Below are 20,848 nucleotides of genomic sequence, written 5' to 3' on the forward strand. Positions count from 1 at the left end.
AATCCGCGTCAGAGACTCGGCAACGGTAAAATAACCTCGCATATCCCAAGGCATAAACGGGTCGAAAATTTTGGAGACCTGCTGGGCCCGTTAATTGTTCAGCGAATCTTAAATCCCACTCCTAAGCGGCATCGCATGCGGTCGAGATCGCACACACAGCCGCGGTTGTTGAGCGTGGGTTCGATCATACATTTCTCGCGCGCTGGGGACGTTGTTTGGGGTTCCGGTATCAATGGCAAAGTACTGCCCTCTTTGACTCAACTGCGCCAACTCGACGTGCGATGCGTCAGGGGCCCCCTTACGGCGGAAAAGTTCAGAGACGCAGGCGTGCCAGTTCCCGAAATTTACGGGGATCCCGCTTTGCTCATACCCCACCTTTATCCGCACGTCGTTCAGTGGTCCAAATTCAAACAACGTGATGTAGTCGCCGTTCCGAACAAGAATGACTTTGAAGAATGGCAACACCTCAATGTTGAGGTCTTGAATCCTCGATCAAACGTTTGGGACTGCATACGAATTATCGCCCAGAGTAAGTCCGTTATCGCCAGCTCATTGCATGCACTCATTATTGCGGATTCGCTCGGCATACCTACAGTCGCGGTCAGTTCCCCAAATGAGCCTGAATTTAAGTACCAGGATTATTACAACGGTACCGATAGAGATTGCCCAACCTTACAAGACAATGCGGAGGATGCACTTCAAGTAGTTCCGCAGCAACCTCAGCAGCCCATAACAGCGATGAAGGTACTTGACGTATTTCCGTGGGATCTGTGGAAGTAAAAGGATACTAATGATTGTCACAGCGAAAGAAAAGCGTGTACATGTGTGGGACCCAAATCCCTTTAATCCTTACGGGACGGAGCTGGCACGTGTAATAGGTGGAATTCCTAACGTCACTGCCACTCACTATACGCGTCGAAATAGACCCTACGGCACGGACGAGGCGCGAACCGTAGAAAGTCTACCGGCTCCAGCAGCGGGAAACCATAGCCATATCCATGCCATCACATATATGTTGGCGGTGTTCCACTTTATTGCCGTATGTGTGATTAAGCGCCCTATCATCGTATTCCCATGGATTATGAACCGATGGGAAATTCTGATGACACGATTTTTGCAACTCTGCCGCCTGCCCACGGTAATTGTCGTCCATAACCCCATTAAGGAAAGGGATGAACTCGAGCAGGTTAAAGGATTACGCGCTGTGCGCGAATCTGCAACGGCGCTAGTTGTCCACACTGACCGGCTACGTGCAGGTTCGTCGAAACTTGCTTTAGTAGCGGCCCACCCGAGTTACAAAGCGTGGAATCTATCCCTCTCTCACCGTCAAAGTGCCGGGCGCCCGTTCCGCCATCTTGATCTACAGCCTGGCCTGACGGCCGTATTTGTAGGAAGCATCCGAGAGGATAAGGGTTTCTTTGAGCTTCCTAGCTTGGCTGATTTTTTGGATTCCAAAGGTATCCGCCTACTTGTGTGCGTAGGTATCTACAGTCCGCGGGATGTGGCCACTCTTAGGACTAAGACGAATGTGTCCATCGTGGGGGACGGACGGTCGTACTTGGACGATGAGGTACTACATTCGGCCCTAAAAAAGTCAAATGTGATGGTCGCACCATATAGGAATGTCACTGTATCGGGTAGTGTCTTGCTGGCTATGACCATGGGGCTCCCCGTAGTTGCCTTCGATTGCCCCGAGTTTTCCCGTATTCTAGGAAAGCAAGCACTTGCGCCCGAGGGTGACATGTCGATGTTAGCGGACTTAGCTTTGATGGCAGCGCAAGAAAAGACACACAAGTACAACTGGGCTGAGAATCAGGATTGCATTTCACGGCATAATTGGGCGTCGATTCTGGCCAACATGTGAGTTTGCGGATTATGGTTTGAAGGAAAGTCTTGGCAATCGTCCGCTATTTGAAGTGATCCTCCTTCTCTTCAGTCTATTTGCGCCGCTCAGCTTAAGAACTTCGAAAGAATGATTGGTGCTCTATAGCGTGGTTTGCGCATAACGGAACGCCCGTAGCCGGGTTGATGGTGAACTCTTTGGTGGTTGCAGGAAATTCCGATGCATGCGATGATCGTCCTGGTCAATCACCCGATACACCTCGTTCTCGGTATCCGTGATTTCACTCTCATAAAGGGGTTGTCATCGCCGATGGGGTATGACGCTCTATTGACAGGCGGCCAAGGGAAAGTATTCAGACGGTATCAAGAAGTCCGAGACGATGCCATGATCACGTCTCTCTAGACGCTAGTGGTCTGTCTTTGAAGTACTTGAGCGGTTGGCATTCTTGAGGATCTTGGTGCTGGTTTTCGTCCACACGATCGGGTGGCCACGGTAGTTCCAGCCGGTGACGAAGGTGCGGATCTTGGCGTTCGCCTCCTTGACCGAGGCGACGTCGGCCCGGTGCAGGGCCTGGCGCTCGATGAAGCCTAATCGGACCTCCACGAGGGTCTGCTAGGACACCGAGGCGGGCGTGAAGTGCACCGGGAGCCGGGGTTCTCCACCAGCCACGTTCTCTTCTCAGGAGTCTTGTGCACTGCGCAGTTGTCCATTACCAGGTGCGGATAGGCCCGGGCGACCTGCTTCAGGGAGGCCAGGAACTCCTGACGCCGGCGCCGCGGCTTGCAGGCCGCCGTCACGTGGCCGGTGGCGACCTCCAGCGCGGCGAACAATGTGGAGGTGCCGTGGCGGATGTAGCCGTGGGTGCGAGCTGCCGGCTTGCCCGGCTGCATGGGCAGTCCCGGGGACGTGCGTTACAGCGCTTGGATGTGGGACTTCTCGTCCACGCACAGTACCACCGCGTTCTCCGGCCGGGCCAGGTAGAGACCGCCCATGTCGACGACCTTGGCCACCAGTTCCGGGCCGGTGGAGAACTTGAAGGTCCCCTCCCGCCACGGCGCGATCCCGTACTCCCGCCAGGCCTTTGCCACCGTGGTGTGGTCGATGCCCAGCCGGGACGCCAGCAGCCGGGAGGACCAGTGCGTGACCCCGAGCCTTTTCGGCGGGGGGGCCGCAGGTTGGCGGCCACGATCACCCGGTGGTCGATCCGTCGCGGCCGCCCTGTTCGATCGCAGTCGGCCAGCCCAGCGATGCCTGCCTCGGTGCAACCAACTCGCCGGATGATCACGGTGTTGCAGGTCGTGCCCACCTACTGCGCCATCTCGGTGTTGGAGATGCCCTCTGCGGTCAGCAGCACGATCCGCGCCCACTGTGCCAGTCCGGCGCGCACCGAGGCGGAGCGCACCAGGCTCTGCAGCGTCTCCCGGTAGCGCTGGCGCAACAGCAGCGGAGCCGCAGGATGATTTTCCATAACCCACGATTTCCCCTCACCAACCGCTGAGGTATTTCAACCCCTCGGCACCCACGAGCTGACGGTCACCACTAAGGGCAACTCCATCAACATCTTCGAGGACTGGCGCCCGGCAAGCATGGCCACCATCTCAAATTTCCGCACGGCTACCAGGACCGGTGGGCAGACGAACAACGCTGCAACCCGTATTGACGATCTTACGGTGGGGAGACATTAAGTTCTTGCAGTCACCACCTTAGTAGCCGCGACGTGCCGGGGCGCCGGATGCTGTGACCCGGCAACAGCACGGCGCGATTTCCGGGTCACGAACCAGGACGCCAGGAGCACCACGGCCAGTGATGACATGGCGTTGAGCAGCGACCCGCGGAGCACGATGAGCAGGTAGAACGTGGTGACCCCCGCCAACAAGGGAGGTACCGGGAACACTCTCAGGTGCGCGTCGGTGGCGCGGTCCATGGACCGGAACCAGTACCCCAGGAGCCCCATGCCGAGAACTGCGCCGACGACCCCGAAGTTGATGGCCAGCTCAGTCCACATGGGAGAGGAGATGTTCGCGAACTTGTACCCCATGTAGTCGGCCAGCACGATGCCGGTATCCTCCGGTTTCCCGGGCCACAAAGAGCGGGGAACCCAGAACAGGAGTACACCGACCAACTGCCACCCGTAGGTGGGACCGCTGGCGTCTAGGTAGTCGAGGGTGTTTACGAACTGGGCGAAGGCGTCGAAGTCCCCGGAGGTCAATGCGGTGACAGGATTCTCCACCTGGATGGACTCGGAGGTGGAGTGCCGGAACGTGTCAGCGATCGGGAACAGGAAGAGCAGACCGGCCAGAGCAGCCACGGCGACAATACGGGCGCGGTTGACAGTGGCGTAGGCGCCCAAAGCGGCGAGGATGGCCAAGATCACCGTGCCGGCCACATACCGGGCCGTGTTCACGGGATTCACCACGTACAGCAGAAGCACCCCCATCATGAGCGCGGGGAGCATCGAAGCGCGTAGTCCCGCGGTGAGGCGTTGACGACGCACGGCCATCTGGGCGAGGAACGCGACGAGCAGAGTCATGTTCAGTCCGCCGGTAAGCAGGTTCATCGTCGCTGGGTTCCCCCAAGTAGCGGCCCGCAACGAGGACAACTCGCCACGGGATAGCAGAAACGACCCGAAGCCGATGGCATTGCCGTAGTAGAGGAACAGTGCCACCGCCACCAATGTCAAGAGGTTCGCGTTGCGGCGGTCCACCAGGGTCGGGCGGAGTGTCCGGGCGGGGCGTCGGGATTGCCCGGCGAGGAGGCTGCCGGCTAGTGCGGCCAGAGAACAGACGACCATCACCACGCCGGCCAACGGGTACAGCGACGCATCCAAATACGGAGTCGTGCTGAGAGAAACATCCAGCCGGTACTGGACATAGGGGGCGAGGCCCATGAACACATAGGTGAACAGCCACAGGACCATGGCGTAGAGCTGCCGGCGGGTCGAGGCGATCACCCCAGCGTAGGCCAGCCCGGACACGACGATGATCGCCAACGACCACCAGGGGTTCCGGGGGTTGGGTGCTCCGCCGGTGGCTTGGTAAAGCCATCCGGGCACAACGCAACACAGGGCAATGGCCGAGATGATGAACAGGACTTGACGCCCAACCGGCGATTTTCGTTCAGGTGTGGGGGGCACCTGGGCAGTGTATCGGCCAGGTGCCCAGATGCAGGTGAGGCAACGTCACAGTGTGGCGTATGGGATCAGATACCAGGAATAGGGATGTCCGGGGCAGGATCTACCGGACCCTTATAAGATCTCGCGTTTCACCGAGTCAGCGATGATCTGGTGCCCCTCGTCATTGGGGTGAATGTCATCGTCGTCCATGAGGTCGAAGCGGGTTCCGATGGGGTGGTTGAGGTCCAGGTATTCCCCTCCCACGGATTCCACCCCTTGCTCTACTTCCTCACCGAATTCCTTAAGTCCGGTACCGAATCCCCCCGCCCGTGTGTACGGCGAGGTCGCATAAATTTGCGCGTCCGGGAGGGCTTCCCGGAGCTTCTCGTATGTTCGGCTGATGCCCGGCTCTTGGTCCACGTTGAGGGCGTTGCCAGCTGAGGAAACGATCACGATATCCGGTTGGGAAATGATCAAGTCGGTGAGGTTGTCCCAGTAGGGTTTCGCCCCGACCACGGTGCCAGCCGTTGCATAGTTCGTGCCGCTCACCCCGTAATTCAGCTCGACCCATTTCATGTCCCGAGACAACACGGTTGTCCATCTTTTGGACCTGTTAGTTGCCCCACCACCCATGGTGAATGAGTCGCCGATGAACGCAACCTCTGTGGTTTTGGGCGGCGGCGTGTAGGTGACCGGCGATGTGTAAGTAGAGGTTGCTTGAGTGATACTCGCCTGCGCCTGCTCCGCCTGAACCATGGAGGCGCCGAGTCCTCCAATAGTTGAGCCCCCGATAGTGGTGTAGCGCGGTGGCCCTGCTCGTCGTTGCGGACGAGGGCGCGGCCACCGTGAGATCTTTCGAGTTCACCTCTCACAGCACCCTCGAAAGGACATCATCACGATGACCGCTCCTCACATTGTCGACCCCACCGGCCTGCTCGGTGAAGCCCTGTCCGAAGCCTCGCCGGATCTGATGCGCAACCTGCTGCAGACGGTGATCAACGCGCTGCTCTCCGCCGACGCGGACGCGGTGGTCGGCGCCGAGTGGGGCCGACCCGCTCCCGAGCGGGTAACCCAGCGCAACGGCTACCGCCACCGCGACCTCGACACCCGCGTGGGCACGATCGACGTAGCCGTCCCGAAACTGCGGGCCGGCACCTACTTCCCGGAGTGGTTGCTGGAGCGCCGCAAGCGGGCCGAGTCCGCGCTGATCACCGTGGTCGCCGACTGCTACCTCGCCGGGGTCTCGACCCGCCGGATGGACAAGCTGGTGAAGACCCTTGGGATCAACGCCCTGTCGAAGTCCCAGGTCTCAAGGATGGCCGGTGACCTCGACGAGCACGTGGAGTCCTTCCGCCACCGGCCCCTCGGGGACGTCGGGCCGTTCACCTTCGTCGCCGCCGACGCACTGACGATGAAAGTCCGCGAGGGCGGGCGCGTGGTGAACGCGGTCGTGCTCCTGGCCACCGGGGTCAACGGTGACGGCCACCGTGAGGTCCTGGGCATGCGGGTGGCCACGGCCGAGACCGGGGCGGCCTGGAACGAGTTCTTCGCCGATCTGGTGGCCCGCGGCCTGGGCGGGGTCCGCCTGGTCACCAGTGACGCCCACGCCGGGCTCAAGGACGCGATCGCGGCGAACCTGCCCGGGGCGTCCTGGCAGAGGTGCCGCACCCACTACGCGGCCAATCTCATGTCGATTTGCCCGAAGTCCATGTGGCCGGCCGTCAAAGCCATGCTCCACAGCGTCTACGACCAGCCCGACGCGACAGCCGTGAACGCCCAGTTCGACCGGTTGCTGGACTACGTCGCCGAGAAGCTGCCCGCGGTGGCTGAATACCTGGCCGATGCCCGTGAGGACATCCTCGCGTTCACGAACTTCCCCAAGGACGTCTGGGCCCAGATCTGGTCCAACAACCCAGCTGAGCGGCTGAACCGGGAGATCCGGCGCCGGACCGACGCGGTCGGGATCTTCCCCAACCGGCAAGCCATCGTCCGCCTCGTGGGAGCCGTGCTGGCCGAGCAGACCGACGAGTGGGCCGAAGGCCGCCGCTATCTCGGCCTCGAGGTCCTCACCCGCTGCCGGCTCACCACCGTCGCGGACACCGGAAGCGAGGTGACCACCGACCCCCTGACCGCGCTCACAGCCTGACCCTTACACGAAAGATCGCTACACCACTCCAGGGGGCTTGACCCCTCCAATCAGCAAGATCCCGATGACCAGGATCCCAGCATCGACCCATTTCTGGGCTGGATGTCTAGAAGGTTGACGGTCAGTGTGGGGGGTGCGTTGCATGAGCGAAAGTTTACCGGCCACCGTCCCCTAACGAGTCCACATGACACGAGCCCAACAGGTCGCCTGGGTATGAACTGTCACGGCTTCTTCTGGATCACGCACCGTGGAGCACCACCGGTTGTCCCGGAAGATTCGCTCTGCGCTGCGCTCACACATCACCTCGCCGGCCTCATCTTCCTCATCGACCAGGAAGCGGTAGCCGAACTCGGGGTCTCGTCGTGGTGGGCGTCGAACAACGCGTTCATTCGGTAGACCTGGGTCACATCGACCACGGTGATCGGGGCTGCCAGCCAGCGGTAGTAGGGCTGGCGGGCGAACTTCAGCACCCGTCACATCACCTCGACGGCAAATCGGTCGGTGGCAGCTCTGTCACGAGCGGGTAGGGCTGTAATGGCTTCTGGCGGGCCTGTGGCCGGCTGAGAGGCTGAGCCGTAGTTCGGTCGTTTGACTCCGGGTAGAACCGACCCGCGGATGTTGCGACGACCGCTAGAACCCACCCGACGATAAAGGATCAACATTTGCTCGGCGTTGACAACGCCCACAGCATCAACACCGGCACCAGCTCCTATCGGCTGCGCACTACCCGTGCCCGAAAGGGAGCCGCCGGCCCCAGTAGCGTCCCCTAGCGTGGTGTACGCCGGGCCCGGAGGGCGTGGCGTTCCGAACGTGAGGCGGCCACCGCGTGATTCTTGGAAAGACCGACCAAAGTCTTTTCTCAAGGAGAACTCACGCGATGACCGCACCTCATGATATCGACCCTGCCCGCTTCCTTCAGGAGCACCTCGAGCAGGCCTCACCGGACCTGATGCGCCAGATGCTGACCACCTTCATCAACGCGCTGATGAGTGCTGAGGCCGACACCGTGTGCGGGGCCGAGTACGGCCGGGCCAGCGACGCCCGGGTGAACTCGCGCAACGGGTACCGGGCCCGGGAGTTCGACACCCGCACCGGCACCATCGACGTCGCGATTCCGAAGCTGCGCCAAGGCTCCTACTTCCCGGACTGGCTGCTGGAACGCCGGCGCCGCGCCGAGGCCGCCCTGACCTCGGTGGTGGCCACCTGCTACCTGCTGGGCGTCTCCACGAGGCGGATGAACAAGCTCGTGGAAACCCTCGGGATCACCCGGTTGTCGAAGTCCCAGGTCTCGGTCATGGCCGCCGACCTGGATGCGCAGGTGGAGGCCTTCCGCACCCGGCCGCTGGACGCTTCGCCCTACACGTTCGTGGCCGCCGACGCCCTGGTGCTGAAGGTCCGCGAAGGCAGGCGGGTGGTCAACGTGCACGCGATGATCGCCACCGGCGTCAACGCCGACGGCCACCGCGAGGTCCTCGGGATCCAGGTGTCCTCGGCCGAGGACGGGGCCGGCTGGCTGGGGTTCTTCCGCGACCTCGTCGCCCGGGGACTGGCCGGGGTGAAGCTGGTGACCAGTGACGCCCACGCCGGGCTGGTCGCGGCGATCGGGGCCACCCTGCCCGGGGCGTCCTGGCAGCGGTGCCGTACTCACTACGCGGCCAACCTCATGTCTGCCACGCCCAAGGCCTCCTGGCCCTGGGTCAAGACCCTGTTGCACTCCGTCTACGACCAGCCCGACCAGGCGTCTGTGCACGATCAGTTCGACCGAGTCCTGGATGCCCTGGCCGAGAAGCTCCCACGGGTCGGGCACCACCTCGAGGCCGCCCGGGCCGACGTCCTCGCCTTCACGGCCTTCCCCAAGGCCTGTTGGCGCCAGATCTGGTCCAACAACCCGCAAGAGCGGCTGAACAAGGAGATCCGCCGGCGCACCGACGTGGTCGGGATCTTCCCCGACCGGACCTCCCTGATCCGGCTCGTCGGAGCAGTGCTGGCCGAGCAGCACGACGAGTGGATCGAAGCCCGCCGCTACCTCGGCATCGAGCTCCTCCAGCAGGCCCAAGCCGTGGGCACCACCGTGGCCGACGACGACGAGAAGGAGGACACCTACCCCGGTCTGGCCCTCAGCGCCTGACCACCCCAAGAATCACGCGGTGACTGCGTTACACAGAGATGATGGACGCAGGTTCCGGCCCCTGATCCCCGACCACACCCCGCGACGGAGAGCGGGACGTCACCGACAGCCCGGCCAGCACAATCAATACCCCGGGGGTGGGGCCAAATCAGACCATCACAGTGGGGCCAAATGGGGTTGTCATACTCACGTGGAATGGGTCCAGCGTGGCCGTACGGATTCTGCTGGTGAACGCCGGCCCTGGGCCGAGGGCCAGTCGGCGTGGACGCTCCCGGTGCGGCCCGGCACGAGATCGAGAAACCGCGCCCGGGGGCGGCCGTGCTCGTCGCGGGGAGTGGTCCACGATGCCGGTTGATCAGACCGGTCCCCGGCAGGCCGCCGTGGCGCCAGACGTTTCGTCCACGCCCAGGGCGTTCACTCCGATGAGCCGGTCCTCGGCGGCCAACTGGGGCTGGATGGCCGGGGAGATGGCGTTCCCAACGGTGTTCCAGGAGACCCCGAGCATCTCGGCCAGAGCCGAGATGGCGATGTCATGGACTCGCAGCCGAGCCACGGCCCAGACGAGCGCCCGAGTGGTCAGCCTCGCCCGTGGCGCCGCTAGTTCGTGGACCCCGTTGAAGGTCGTCACCTCGGAGGTGTCTTCGTGGCAGCGGTAGCGGCGCTTGCGCCACACCACGCGCACGGGCACTCCGGCTCAGGGCATATCGTGGAGCAGCACCGGCACCCAGCCGTGGCCGACCGCCTGAGTTTGTTCATTTGCTTAGTGCGTGACTCCCGGGGCCGCGAATGGCATCGAGGATGGCCTGCTGCTCGGCGGGGATGGCCGGGGCGAAGGTCTGGGTCGCGCCGTTGATGGAGATGGTCGCTGAGCGCAGCGGCCGCAGCTGCCGGATGACGTTGCGGATCGCCAGCTCGGTGCGGGCTTGCACAGTGCGTGAGAGGGCCAGGGCGGTGAACACGATGGTCAGGTGCGCCTCGATCGCGTCCCGGGTGCGGTGGAACATGGGCCTGGCCCGCAGGTGGTCTTGGACATCCGGAAGGACTGCTCGACGTGCCACAGGTCGTGGTAGGAGCTGATCACCTCACCGGGGTCCATGACGGTCGCGGGGATGTTGGTGACGTAGCCCTTGAGCCCGACCAGGTGCCGGGCACGTCTCAGCGAGGCCTCGTCGAGGCTGCGGGCCCCGTTGGTGGTCTTCACGAACCGGGGAGTCCGTGCGGCTTGTTCCCCGGCGACGACCGCGCGGGCCCGATCCTCCTGGGCTGTGAGCGTCGCGCTGTCACGCACGGCTCGCTTGCGGGAGTACGCCCACACCGCCCGCCACGAGCCGGAGTGCTGGGCTGGGTCCCGGATGGGTTCGGCGCGCAGATCAGGGTTGTTCTCGCTCGTGCGCCCGGTGCGCGGGGTGATGGTGTCGATGAGCTGCCCGTCGTCGAAGGCGTCCCCATGCCAGCGGAAGTGGGAGGCGAGGTCGATCGGGGCCTTCGTGGCCCGGGAGCCGACGATGAAGTGCAAGCCCGGCTCATCGAGCTCGCGCAGGTTGGTCGCCGAGAGCATGTCGGCGTCGGCGACGACGACCATGTCGGCCACCCCGTGGCGGGCCTGGAAGGCCTTGATGGCGGGGATGATCGTGGTGGTCTCGGCCTTGTTGCCCTCGAAGCAGCCGATCTCCAGGGGGGAACCCGCGACGGTCCACGAGCAGGCCCACCACGATCTGCGGGTCCACGCGGCGTTCCTTGGAGTAGCCGACCTTCTGCAGCTCGTCCTCCTTCTCGGCCTCGAAGTACAGGGTCGTGACGTCGTAGAGCACCAAGGAGATGTCCCCGCTGGCCGAGGCGTGGCCGAAGCACCAGCTCGCGATCCGATCGCGGTAGTCGTCCGTGGCGGTCCGGGCGAGAGTGCGCCGCAAGGTCGAGTAGCTGGCCGGGGCCCGGCCCAGGTCTTCCAGAACCCGGCCGGCGTCCAGCAGCGAGATCGGCTCCACGACCCGGGCGATCACCAGGTCCCGGAACACCGCATCGCCCAGGCCGTCGAACCCCAGATCCGCGAAAACCGCGGCCAGGGCCTCGAACAGGATCCATGAGTCCGTGCCGAGAACCCGCCCCGTGCCGCCGACGGCAGGGGCCGCCGGGGCGGCGGGATCGAACAGGCCGGGATCACCGGCCGGGGCACCAAGCCCACCGCCGGCGGGATGGGCTCCACACCGAGGTCCAGAACGCCCTGGGCCGGGTCCGCCAACAGCAGCCGGGCGCGCTCGAGCAATACCCCGAGCTCGGCCTGCGTGTGCGCCGAACCGACGTGCTCCACGATCCGCTGCTGACCGCGGACGAACTCGGCGATCTGCACTGCTGTCGCACCGGAGGCCGTCCGCACCCGCCTCATGAACGCCACACCGCGACCCTAGAACACCTCGCTTAGTGCGTGAAAAACCACCACAACGGACACATCACCGCAGGTCAGAGAGCAGTGAAGTTCCGAGGCGCCACAACCTGAGCGAAGTCAGGTCAATGCTTGAAGGCCAGCGGCGCAGAAGCGCGCCAAAGCCAACCAGGCAAATCGGCCAAAAATGTTTCGCGTTGAGGCTTTGGCTAATCTAGGGTTTTGAGCTTTTGGCGCCCTGGTGGTGCCATTGCTGCCGCCCTCAGCAAAATCACCTGCCGACCCAGCATATTCTGCTTGACTCGCGTCGGTACGAGGTCCACGTTCGAAATGGTTCATGCGCGCATCATGTTGAGAATGCCCGACGCAAAATTTTCTACCATTTCCTCCAATGTGGGGTAATCAAAGCTCTGAACTGTTTCTGTGGATGCGACCACCCTAAGTAAAGCACTAGCGAATGCATGTGGATTGTCCGCGGATGTGTGTCGACTTTGCCCTTCAACGAGGTATTCGGCTTCGGGGGCATGGTACGGCCAGTTTGTCGTGACCACGGGTCGATTCATCACTAGAGAATCGACAGCCACCAAGCCGATACGTCCGGGCATCGCCACGCATCGCGAAGCGGACATTGCAAGCGCCTTTTGCCGGACGTTCATGTATCCCATGTCAACCACTTGACCACGCTCCACAGCGGCGCGCAGCAGACATTTTTGAGGGCCATCACCCCCGACTAATAGCCGTATAGACGGATCTTTCAACCATAATTCGTTTAAGGCTTCACGTAAGAATGATATGCGCTTGCTTTCGTCGAGTCCTCCTATGAAACAAATCGCTTTGTCCGGGTTGATACCATATTCCCGTGCGTACTGTGCGATCACTTCTTGAGTCAACTCATTACGCGCTCTTTCCAACGCCGCGGTGTCTATTGAGTTCATTACGGTCGTGACTTTAGATGATGATATTCCCGCACTTACGGCGTAATTGTGCCCTCCGGGTGTATATGCGAAAATTCGATCCGCATTCATCATCTGCTTTTTTTCGAGCCACAGGTCAGCCTTGTTGCCGTTCGTCACATAAGGACGAACATGTCCCCACAAACCCACCCGAGTGCCTGTGCGACGACGAGTCATAAGTGCTTGATACACTGGCAAAGAAGTGCCTTCTAAACCTAGGATAACTGCATCGGCCTCCTTCCAGGGAAGTCTCCTGTAACCTAGACCAATCGATTTCCCGCGTACGCTTAGCGACTTGTTGTCCACCTGCAAAACCCAGTTTTCCTGCGCCGCATCCCCACGTTTTGCTTGATTGACCGCTGGCGCCCCTGCCGCCACTAGGCACTCAATGTTTTCCGCGGCGAGTTTGTCGCGCAGTCTTTCGAAGAATGCCACCCTGTAAGTCGGGACATACGGCTGGACGATGACGACTTTGGCTTTCGCGATCACGATTCGTCTGCTTTCTTGGCTGCCGTGTAGATGGATGCCAGTGTCTGACCCACGTGCCTGATCGAGTAAAGGTCCCGAACGGCCTGCCTTCCGTTTGCGCCCATGCTTCGCCGGAGTTCAGGATCTTCGAGTAAGCACGCCACGGCGTCGTCGAAACACTGCTGGGACATCGAGCACACGATGCCGGCCTGTCGCTCGCGGACAAGGGGTGCGAGGCCGTGCGTGTCCATGATGACTACTGGAAGTCCCAGCGCCATGGCTTCCAGGGTGGACATGGAGACAAGTTCGCTCTTCGACGGCAGAGCGAACACGCTGGCCCGACGGAGTCGTTCGGTCGTTTGGTGCGGGGCAACGGGGCCCTGCCACGTCACACTGTCCTCGTGTCCTCCAGTAGCCAGTGCCGATCGCACGACCTCCCCTTCGCCTTCATCAGGCCCGACCAGGGTGAAACGCGCATCAAGCCGTCCCGCTCTGAGCGCCAGACCGGCGCGGACAAAAGTGAGGGGGCGTTTGATGCTGTGGACCCTGGCCAGACAAACCACTTCTGGTCGCCCAGCTGGGCCGTCTGTCTGCTCCACAGCGGGTACCGACGGGACATGCACTCCGTTCGGCAATGCCTGTGTCGAGAGATCGGGCCCCGCAACTGCCTCGAGGTCAGACCGTTCCTGTGCCGTGAGATGGAGCACCGTGGATGACGCCTTGAGGACCGGCACGGTCAAGAGAGCGTCCAGCGGCTTGGCCAGCAACTTGTCGGTGGGATCAATCATGCCGTGGGTTTGGGCGACCAAGGGCCGCCGCGCACGAAGGGCCATGGCGGCTGAAGGAAGCGTGACGAGGTCCCGCGACATGTGCACGTGCACGACGTCCGCGTGGCGCAGGGCCTTGGGCAACCACTTCAGCAGCCCCAGCGCAGTCAGACCGGCGAATCCCGTCTGGGGAACAACGCGGTGGCCCGGGAACAGACGAACGGGAAAGTCGTCATAAGTAGTGGGCAGATTCCCGTCGAAACCCCCTGCGGCTCCGGCCACGACCACCTCGTGACCGAGCGCCGTCAAGGCCTTAGCCTGGTTGAGGGCCACCCGCACAGGCCCTCCGTATGCACCGTCCGGACTGATGTAGGTGACCACCTGCAGGATCCTCACGAGCGCCCCGCTTCCGGCTTATCTCGGAACCGCTGCCCTTGCACCTGTGGGGAGTCGTGTCCGTAAATGGCATTCGCCGGTACATCCTCGGCGACCCGCGTCAGTGGCTGCACCAGGGCCGAACGCCCGACCGTCACTCCCCCGGTGACCACGCAGCGGGAGGTGACCCAGGCGCCGTCGTCGATGGTCACGGGCCTGGTGATGAGCCCCATGTCCGTGCGGTGGGCGTGGCTGCCGGTGGTGATGAAGGTGTCCTGGGAGACCACGGCGTCGTGGCCGATGATGACCTGGTCCTGGTTGTGGATCCACACGCCCTCACCGATCCAGGCGTGGTCGCCGACCCGCAGCTTCCAGGGGAACTTGATGCGGGTGCGGGGTCGGATGATGACACCTTCCCCCACCTCGGCCCCGAACAGGCGCAGGGCCTTCACGCGCAGACCGGAGCTGACCTGCCAGGGGTTGTGGATGACCAGCTGCTCGGCGGCGGCCCAGGCGTAGATCATCCACTTGGGGCGGTCCCAGGCCTCGCCGGCGCCGGGCGCCCGGGAGAGGTCGATGACGGGGATGTCCTGCTGGGCGCTGGCGTGCACGGTGGGGGAAGAGTCATTCGACATGGTGAGTCCTTGAGCACGTGAGGTGCGACATCGGGGGCGGGGGGTGTGTCAGATTCATGCATCTGGATGTCACGGGTAACGTTACCGGTCGAGTCCCCCGACTCGGCCCAACCCCGTCTCACTGCGAAAGAGTTTCTTCGATGCCCCCTCGTGTGACGATCATCGGCCTGCACTTCGCCCCCGAGCCCACGGGCAACGCCCCGTACACCAGCTCCCTCGCCGCCGGCCTCGCCGAGAAGGGCTGGGAGGTCAAGGTCATCACCGGTTTCCCGCACTATCCGCAGTGGCAGGTCTACGACGGCTACTCCGGGCGCGTCCACCGCGAACGGCACGAGGGCGCCGAGATCCTGCGGCTGCGCCAGTACGTCCCGCGCCGCCCCAGCCTGGTCACCCGCACCCTGTTGGAGCTGCACTTCGGCCTCAAGGCGGCGCTGACGGACTGGGGCGATCCGGACGTCGTCCTGCTCGTCTCCCCCGCGATGTTTTCCACGGCCCTGTGCGCGCTGGCCGCGAAACTGCGGCACCGCGGTGTGCCGACCGTCACCTGGGTGCAGGACCTATACTCCCGTGGCGTCGAGGAGTCGCACGCCTCCGCGGCCGTGATCGCCCCGGTGATGCGGGCCATCGAGGGCGCGGCGCTGTCCTCCGCACGCAGGACGATCGTGATCCACGACCGCTTCCGCCAGCACGTGGTGGACCGGCTCGGGGTTCCGGGCGAGCGGGTGCAGGTGGTCCGGAATTGGACGCACATCACCCCGCAGAACTCGGTGGACCGCGAGAACGTGCGCCTCAGGCTGGGCTGGGCACCCGACCGCACCGTGGTCCTGCACGCCGGGAACATGGGCGTCAAGCAGGGCCTCGACAACGTGGTGGAGGCGGCCCGCCTGGCGCAGGAGCAGGACTCCTCGCTCCAGTTCGTGCTCATGGGCGACGGCAATCAGCGCCGCCACCTCGAGGAGCTCGGCCACGGGGTCGCGAACCTCCAGTTCCTCGACCCGCTGCCCAACGATGAATACGCGGCCGCACTGGCTTCGGCCGACGTCCTGCTCGTCAACGAGCTGGCCGGGGTGAAGGACATGTCCGTGCCGAGCAAGCTGACGTCCTACTTCGTGACGGGCCGCCCGGTCTTGGCCGCCGTCGAGGCCGAGAGCGCCACGGCTGGAGAGGTCGAGGCCTCGGGCGCCGGCCGGGTGGTGCCCTCCGATGATCCCCGTCACCTGCTGCGAGCGGCCGAGGAGATGAGCGCCGACCCTGCCGCTGCCACGAGCCTGGGTGCGAACGGTCCTGCCTACGCCACCGCCCACCTGACCGCTGACGCCGCTATGCGTCGGTGGGACGACGTGCTCCGATCTTTGACGCAACATGTCCGGCGCTGATCACCGGCTTCGGCCATTCATTCACTAGCATAAAGCTGTCCCCTCAACGGCCCACGCCTCATCCCCCCGAAGGACGATCATGCACGCCACCCCCAAGAAGGCTTTCATCACCGGGATCACCGGTCAGGACGGCTCCTACCTGGCGGAGCTGCTGCTCGCCAAGGGCTACGAGGTGCACGGGCTGATCCGTCGCGCCTCAACCTTCAACACCCACCGGATCGACCACCTCTACACCGACCCGCACGAGACCGACGCGAAGCTGTTCCTGCACTACGGCGACCTCTCCGACGGCTCCCGCCTGGTCACGCTGATGGCGCAGATCCGCCCCGACGAGGTCTACAACCTCGCCGCCCAGTCCCACGTGAAGGTCTCCTTCGAAGAGCCCGAGCACACCGGGGACACCACTGGGCTGGGCACCGTGCGCCTGCTCGAGGCGATGCGCCTGGCCAACGTGGACGCCCGCTACTACCAGGCCTCCACCAGTGAGCTCTACGGCGCCACCCCGCCCCCGCAGCACGAGGACACCCCCTTCTACCCCCGCTCCCCCTACGGGGCGGCGAAGATCTACTCCTACTGGATCACCAAGAACTACCGCGAGGCCTACGACATGTACGCCGTCAACGGGATCCTCTTCAACCACGAGTCCCCCCGCCGCGGCGAGACCTTCGTGACCCGCAAGATCACCCGGGCCGTGGCCGCGATCAAGGCCGGCACCCAGGACAAGCTCTACATGGGCAACCTCCAGGCCATCCGCGACTGGGGCTACGCCGCCGAGTACGTCGAGGGCATGTGGCGGATGCTCCAGGCCGACGAGCCCGAGGACTTCGTCCTGGCCACCGGCCACCCGTGCACGGTCCGGGAGTTCCTCGAGATCTCCTTCGACCACGCCGGGCTGGACTGGCGCGAGCACGTCGAGTTCGACGAGCGCTACCTGCGCCCGACCGAAGTCGACGCCCTCATCGGCGACCCCGCCAAGGCCAAGGACAAGCTCGGCTGGGAAGCCACCGTCAAAGCCCCCGAGCTGGCCCGCCTCATGGTCGATGCCGACATCGCCCTGCTCGAGAACGACGCCTGGATCGACACCGTCGACCTCGCCTCCTGGGCCAAGTGACGGAGGACCCCACCATGACGGCAGACACCACCGAGAAGACCGCCGACGCGACGACGTCGTTCACCCCCGGCCCGCTTGACCACACCGCCCCGTTCTACGTGGCCGGCCACCGCGGCCTGGTTGGCTCCGCGATCTGGCGCAAGCTCCAGGCCGAGGGGTTCACCGACCTCATCGGGCGCACCTCGTCCGAGCTGGACCTCAAGGACCGCGACGCCTTGTTCGCCTTCTTCGCGCACACCAAGCCGCGCTACGTGGTGCTGGCCGCGGCGAAGGTCGGCGGGATCCTGGCCAACAGCACCTATCCCGTGGACTTCCTTTCGGAGAACCTCCGGATCCAGGTCAACGTCCTCGACGCCGCCCTGGAGCACGGGGTGGAGCGGGTGCTGTTCCTGGGGTCCTCCTGCATCTACCCGAAGCTGGCCCCGCAGCCGCTGAAGGAGGAGTACCTGCTCACCGGGCACCTGGAGCCCACCAACGACGCCTACGCGATCGCCAAGATCGCCGGCATCCTGCAGATCCAGGCCGTGCGCCGCCAGTACGGGCTGCCATGGATCTCCGCGATGCCCACCAACCTCTACGGGCCCGGGGACAACTTCTCCCCCACCGGCTCCCACGTCCTGCCGGCCATGATCCGCCGCTACGAGGAAGCTCGGATTTCGGGCGCCGAGTCGGTGACCAACTGGGGCACCGGCTCCCCGCTGCGGGAGTTCCTGCACGTCGACGACATGGCCGAGGCCTGCCTGCACCTGCTCGAGCACTACGACGGGGACGAGCACGTCAACGTGGGCACCGGCACCGACGTCACCATCAAGGAGCTCGCCGGACTCGTCGCCGAGGCCGTGGGCTACGAGGGTCGGATCGAGTGGGACACCACCAAGCCCGACGGCACCCCGCGCAAGCTCATGGACGTCACCAAGCTCGCCGACGCCGGCTGGACCGCCCGCATCCCCCTGCAGGAGGGCCTGCGGTCCACCGTCGAGTGGTTCAGAGAGCACCAGGACGGCATCCGCGAGTGACTTCTACCCATCCCCCCACCCCCGAGCCGATCCCGAGGAGAACCATGGAGCACCTTGACGCAGAGCGGGAAGCCCCCGCTCTCGATGCACGGGACCTCCTCCGGCTCGTGCGCACGCACTGGCGGGCCATCACGCTGATCACGCTGCTGTGCACCCTGTTGGCGCTCGGCTGGACCCTCATCCAGCCGAAGATCTACTCGGCCACCGCGTCCGGCCTGGTCGTCGCCACCGGCGAGCAGGACCTGGCCAGCGCGCTGGCCGGCAACAACCTGGCGCAGTCCAAGGCCGTGTCCTACGAGTCCCTGGCCACGTCCCGGCCGGTCGCCGAGTCGGTGATCGACGAGCTCGATCTCGACGCCACGCCGGAGGAGGTGCTGCCCCGCATCACCACGGACGTCCCCGTGGACACCCCGGAGCTGCGCATCACCGCCGACGCCGAGGACCCGACGGAGGCGGCCGACCTGGCCAACGCCTGGGTCGTGGCACTGGCCAGCCAGGTCCAGGAACTCGAGAGCCAGGGCGACGAGGACGCGATCAACCGCGTGGCCGTCCAGCCGCTCAGTAACGCCTCCCTGCCCCTGGCCCCCTCTTTCCCCGAACCTCAAGCTCAACCTCGCCCTCGGCTTCGTGGGCGGTCTCGGCCTGGGTCTGCTCTACGCCTTCGCCCGGTACAAGATGGACCGCCGCATCAAGTCGGTCGAGGAGATCCGGGACGGCTTCGGCGTCTCGGTCCTCGGTGTCATCCCCACGGACGACCGGCTGTCCGACCACCGCGCGATCGTCGAGACCGGCATCTCCGCCGGGCGCGGCCACCACGAGTTCGCCGAGGCCCTGCGCGAGCTGCGCACCAACCTCAGCTTCGTCTCGGTGGACAACCCGCCGCGGATGATCGTGGTGACCTCCTCCCTGCCGGGTGAGGGCAAGGCCTCGATCACGGCGAACCTGGCGGTGGCCATCGCCTCGACGGGGCGCAACGTCGTCGTCGTGGACGGTGACCTCCGCCGCCCGGTGATGACCGATCTCTTCGGCCTCGTGGCCGGCGTGGGCGTCACCGACGTGCTGACCGGACAGGTGCAGGTGGAGGAGGTGCTCCAGACCTACGACACGTTCCCGAACCTGCAGGTACTCGGCGCCGGGAAGACCGCGCCGAACCCCACGGAGCTGCTGTCCTCGAAGGCCATGCACAACATGCTGGAGACCCTCGCCGAGGACGCCCTGGTCCTGGTGGACGCTCCCCCGCTGCTGCCGGTCACCGATGCCGCGCTCCTCACGGCCTCCGCCGACGGCGCGCTCATCGTGGCCACCGCGCAGCGGACCACCACGGACGAGCTGGCCAAGGCCCTGGAGAACCTGCACCAGGTCCGCGGCAACGTCCTCGGTGTGGTGCTCAACCGGGTGCCCACCACCGGCGCGGACGCCGGGTACTACGGTTACTATGGCAAATCATATTACGCGAACTCGGACGAGAAGGCGGCGCCGGGAACCGGCGCGCAGCCGGTCGTCCCCGCTCCGGTCGGCAAGCACCAACCGTGGGGCACTGAGCTGCGACCGGAACCTGCCGAGGTCCAGCCGCCTGCCACGCCGCGGGCGCAGCAGGAGCCCACGGCTCCGGCGGCCGAGGACGCGGCGCCCGCGGCCACGCGCTCCGAGCAGCCGGATGTCCGGGGCTCTGCCGAGCACGAGACCTTCGGGCTCGAGGCCTGGGGCCGGTCCGGCTCGTCCACCGGGTCCACGTCTACGGGGCACTGACCCCGGCCGAACGCCGGCTCGAACGTCCAAGGGGCGCCTCCTGCGGGAGGCGCCCCTTCCGCATGCCACTTTGTCCCCCGCACTACCGACACAATCGGGTTGCATCCGTCACATTCACCATGACTCGCCCTGACGCATTAGTTTGAGGGGGCTTTGCCACATCAACTGGGGGGTTGGAATGAATCGGTGGAATAAGTCTGTGTTTTGTGCGGCGCTGGCGGGAGGTCTGATGTTCGGAGTGCTGGGCGCTGGACCAGTCATGGCCGCACCCCCGACCCCAGTCGACCCCAAACCCAGCACGTGGACATGCCCAAAATTGGGTGAAGTCAATATACAACTCAGCGGCAAGGAGAAAATAATCGAACTTCCGGATGGAGGCTCGATTATTACTGCTCCCAATCAACGAGTAAAGATCACCGCTCCTAACGGCAACACCGTATCTTACGTGGTCACTGGAGCGTCCCATGTCACGGTGCAGGAAGACGGCGACCTCGAAGTCACAGCGACTGGTCGCAACGTACTGCGCGTTCCCAAAGCGAACGGACATGAGTCAGGCTTGTTCCTGACTCGAGGCAGCTTCACATACATCCTCAACCCTGACTTTTCCGAGCAGGAGATTTTTTCAGGGTCTGGCCCTGTGGTAGATGTCTGTGCGGAATTGGCCTGAATTCTTGACGCTTAGAGTGCCCCCGGCAATTACCGGGGGCACTCTACTGTTCGATTGCAGTTCGAAATGCGAAAAATACGCCCAACGCACATGAAGTGCGGGACTGAAGGTTCGTGGCGCTA

Annotated in this window: 17 protein-coding genes and 3 pseudogenes; 10 read left to right on the top strand and 10 right to left on the bottom strand. The window is 64.1% G+C overall.

Going from position 1 to position 20,848, the window contains the following annotated elements; translation table 11 throughout:
• Window positions 1-135 precede the first annotated feature (135 nt).
• Together EQG70_RS12620 and EQG70_RS12625 are read left to right on the top strand one after the other, a co-directional pair.
• Window positions 136-780 (top strand): polysaccharide pyruvyl transferase family protein, encoded by a 645-nt coding sequence (locus EQG70_RS12620; protein ID WP_109269486.1) that lies wholly within the window; start codon window positions 136-138, stop codon window positions 778-780.
• A gap of 232 nt (window positions 781-1,012) precedes the next feature.
• Window positions 1,013-1,864, top strand: coding sequence for a glycosyltransferase (locus tag EQG70_RS12625; protein ID WP_167508897.1), 852 nt, complete (start codon window positions 1,013-1,015; stop codon window positions 1,862-1,864).
• 384 nt (window positions 1,865-2,248) lie between these two features.
• Here EQG70_RS12625 and EQG70_RS12630 read toward each other — a convergent pair.
• The 3 genes and pseudogenes from EQG70_RS12630 to EQG70_RS12640 all read right to left on the bottom strand — a co-directional run bounded on the left by EQG70_RS12630 (window position 2,249) and on the right by EQG70_RS12640 (window position 5,711).
• A pseudogene (locus tag EQG70_RS12630) lies at window positions 2,249-3,311 on the bottom strand (IS630 family transposase).
• Between the two features lie 213 nt (window positions 3,312-3,524).
• Window positions 3,525-4,832 (bottom strand): O-antigen polymerase, encoded by a 1,308-nt coding sequence (locus EQG70_RS12635; protein WP_109269488.1) that lies wholly within the window; start codon window positions 4,830-4,832, stop codon window positions 3,525-3,527.
• 255 nt (window positions 4,833-5,087) lie between these two features.
• A complete protein-coding gene (locus EQG70_RS12640; protein WP_109269489.1) occupies window positions 5,088-5,711 on the bottom strand; it encodes an SGNH/GDSL hydrolase family protein in 624 nt (207 codons plus the stop codon).
• A 142-nt stretch (window positions 5,712-5,853) separates the two neighbouring features.
• Here EQG70_RS12640 and EQG70_RS12645 point away from each other — a divergent pair, with 142 nt between their 5' ends.
• On the top strand, window positions 5,854-7,101 hold the full coding sequence (locus EQG70_RS12645; protein WP_109223276.1) for an IS256 family transposase: 1,248 nt from the start codon (window positions 5,854-5,856) through the stop codon (window positions 7,099-7,101).
• A 299-nt stretch (window positions 7,102-7,400) separates the two neighbouring features.
• Here the strand turns inward: EQG70_RS12645 and EQG70_RS12650 are convergent, their stop codons facing one another.
• Window positions 7,401-7,571 (bottom strand): hypothetical protein, encoded by a 171-nt coding sequence (locus EQG70_RS12650; RefSeq protein ID WP_208746210.1) that lies wholly within the window; start codon window positions 7,569-7,571, stop codon window positions 7,401-7,403.
• A gap of 407 nt (window positions 7,572-7,978) precedes the next feature.
• Here EQG70_RS12650 and EQG70_RS12655 point away from each other — a divergent pair, with 407 nt between their 5' ends.
• Window positions 7,979-9,229, top strand: coding sequence for an IS256 family transposase (locus EQG70_RS12655; protein ID WP_109269245.1), 1,251 nt, complete (start codon window positions 7,979-7,981; stop codon window positions 9,227-9,229).
• A 355-nt stretch (window positions 9,230-9,584) separates the two neighbouring features.
• On the opposite strand, the gene EQG70_RS12660 is transcribed toward EQG70_RS12655, so the two are convergent.
• From EQG70_RS12660 to EQG70_RS12685, 6 genes and pseudogenes are all read right to left on the bottom strand, one after another.
• Window positions 9,585-9,905: a transposase family protein gene (locus EQG70_RS12660; RefSeq protein WP_167508898.1), complete on the bottom strand. Its 321-nt coding sequence runs from the start codon at window positions 9,903-9,905 to the stop codon at window positions 9,585-9,587.
• A gap of 76 nt (window positions 9,906-9,981) precedes the next feature.
• Window positions 9,982-11,621: pseudogene (locus EQG70_RS12665) on the bottom strand (IS1634 family transposase).
• A gap of 108 nt (window positions 11,622-11,729) precedes the next feature.
• A complete protein-coding gene (locus EQG70_RS12670; RefSeq protein ID WP_138976478.1) occupies window positions 11,730-11,948 on the bottom strand; it encodes a hypothetical protein in 219 nt (72 codons plus the stop codon).
• On the bottom strand, window positions 11,945-13,051 hold the full coding sequence (locus EQG70_RS12675; protein WP_138976479.1) for a glycosyltransferase: 1,107 nt from the start codon (window positions 13,049-13,051) through the stop codon (window positions 11,945-11,947). The genes EQG70_RS12670 and EQG70_RS12675 overlap by 4 nt, the downstream gene beginning before the upstream one ends.
• Window positions 13,048-14,178, bottom strand: coding sequence for a glycosyltransferase (locus EQG70_RS12680; RefSeq protein WP_167508899.1), 1,131 nt, complete (start codon window positions 14,176-14,178; stop codon window positions 13,048-13,050). Before EQG70_RS12680 ends, EQG70_RS12675 begins: the two co-directional genes overlap by 4 nt.
• A gap of 11 nt (window positions 14,179-14,189) precedes the next feature.
• Window positions 14,190-14,807, bottom strand: coding sequence for an LbetaH domain-containing protein (locus EQG70_RS12685; RefSeq protein ID WP_109269249.1), 618 nt, complete (start codon window positions 14,805-14,807; stop codon window positions 14,190-14,192).
• Between the two features lie 140 nt (window positions 14,808-14,947).
• Between EQG70_RS12685 and EQG70_RS12690 the strand changes: the two genes are divergently transcribed.
• The 6 genes and pseudogenes from EQG70_RS12690 (at window position 14,948) to EQG70_RS12715 (ending at window position 20,726) form a co-directional block, all read left to right on the top strand.
• On the top strand, window positions 14,948-16,183 hold the full coding sequence (locus EQG70_RS12690; RefSeq protein WP_167508900.1) for a glycosyltransferase family 4 protein: 1,236 nt from the start codon (window positions 14,948-14,950) through the stop codon (window positions 16,181-16,183).
• A 79-nt stretch (window positions 16,184-16,262) separates the two neighbouring features.
• A complete protein-coding gene (gmd, locus tag EQG70_RS12695; protein WP_109269251.1) occupies window positions 16,263-17,294 on the top strand; it encodes a GDP-mannose 4,6-dehydratase in 1,032 nt (343 codons plus the stop codon).
• A gap of 14 nt (window positions 17,295-17,308) precedes the next feature.
• Window positions 17,309-18,310: a GDP-L-fucose synthase family protein gene (locus EQG70_RS12700; RefSeq protein WP_109269252.1), complete on the top strand. Its 1,002-nt coding sequence runs from the start codon at window positions 17,309-17,311 to the stop codon at window positions 18,308-18,310.
• Window positions 18,311-18,354: 44 nt separating this feature from the next.
• Window positions 18,355-18,597 (top strand): annotated as a pseudogene (locus EQG70_RS18925) (Wzz/FepE/Etk N-terminal domain-containing protein); the annotation flags it as partial.
• 340 nt (window positions 18,598-18,937) lie between these two features.
• Window positions 18,938-20,059 carry a CpsD/CapB family tyrosine-protein kinase gene (locus EQG70_RS12710; RefSeq protein ID WP_141874646.1) on the top strand — a complete coding sequence of 374 codons (1,122 nt, stop codon included), beginning with the start codon at window positions 18,938-18,940 and terminating at the stop codon, window positions 20,057-20,059.
• Between the two features lie 316 nt (window positions 20,060-20,375).
• Window positions 20,376-20,726 (top strand): hypothetical protein, encoded by a 351-nt coding sequence (locus EQG70_RS12715; protein WP_138976481.1) that lies wholly within the window; start codon window positions 20,376-20,378, stop codon window positions 20,724-20,726.
• The last annotated feature ends 122 nt before the right edge of the window (window positions 20,727-20,848 follow it).

This window comes from Kocuria rosea (genome assembly GCF_006094695.1).
GTDB classification, from domain to species: Bacteria; Actinomycetota; Actinomycetes; order Actinomycetales; family Micrococcaceae; genus Kocuria; species Kocuria rosea.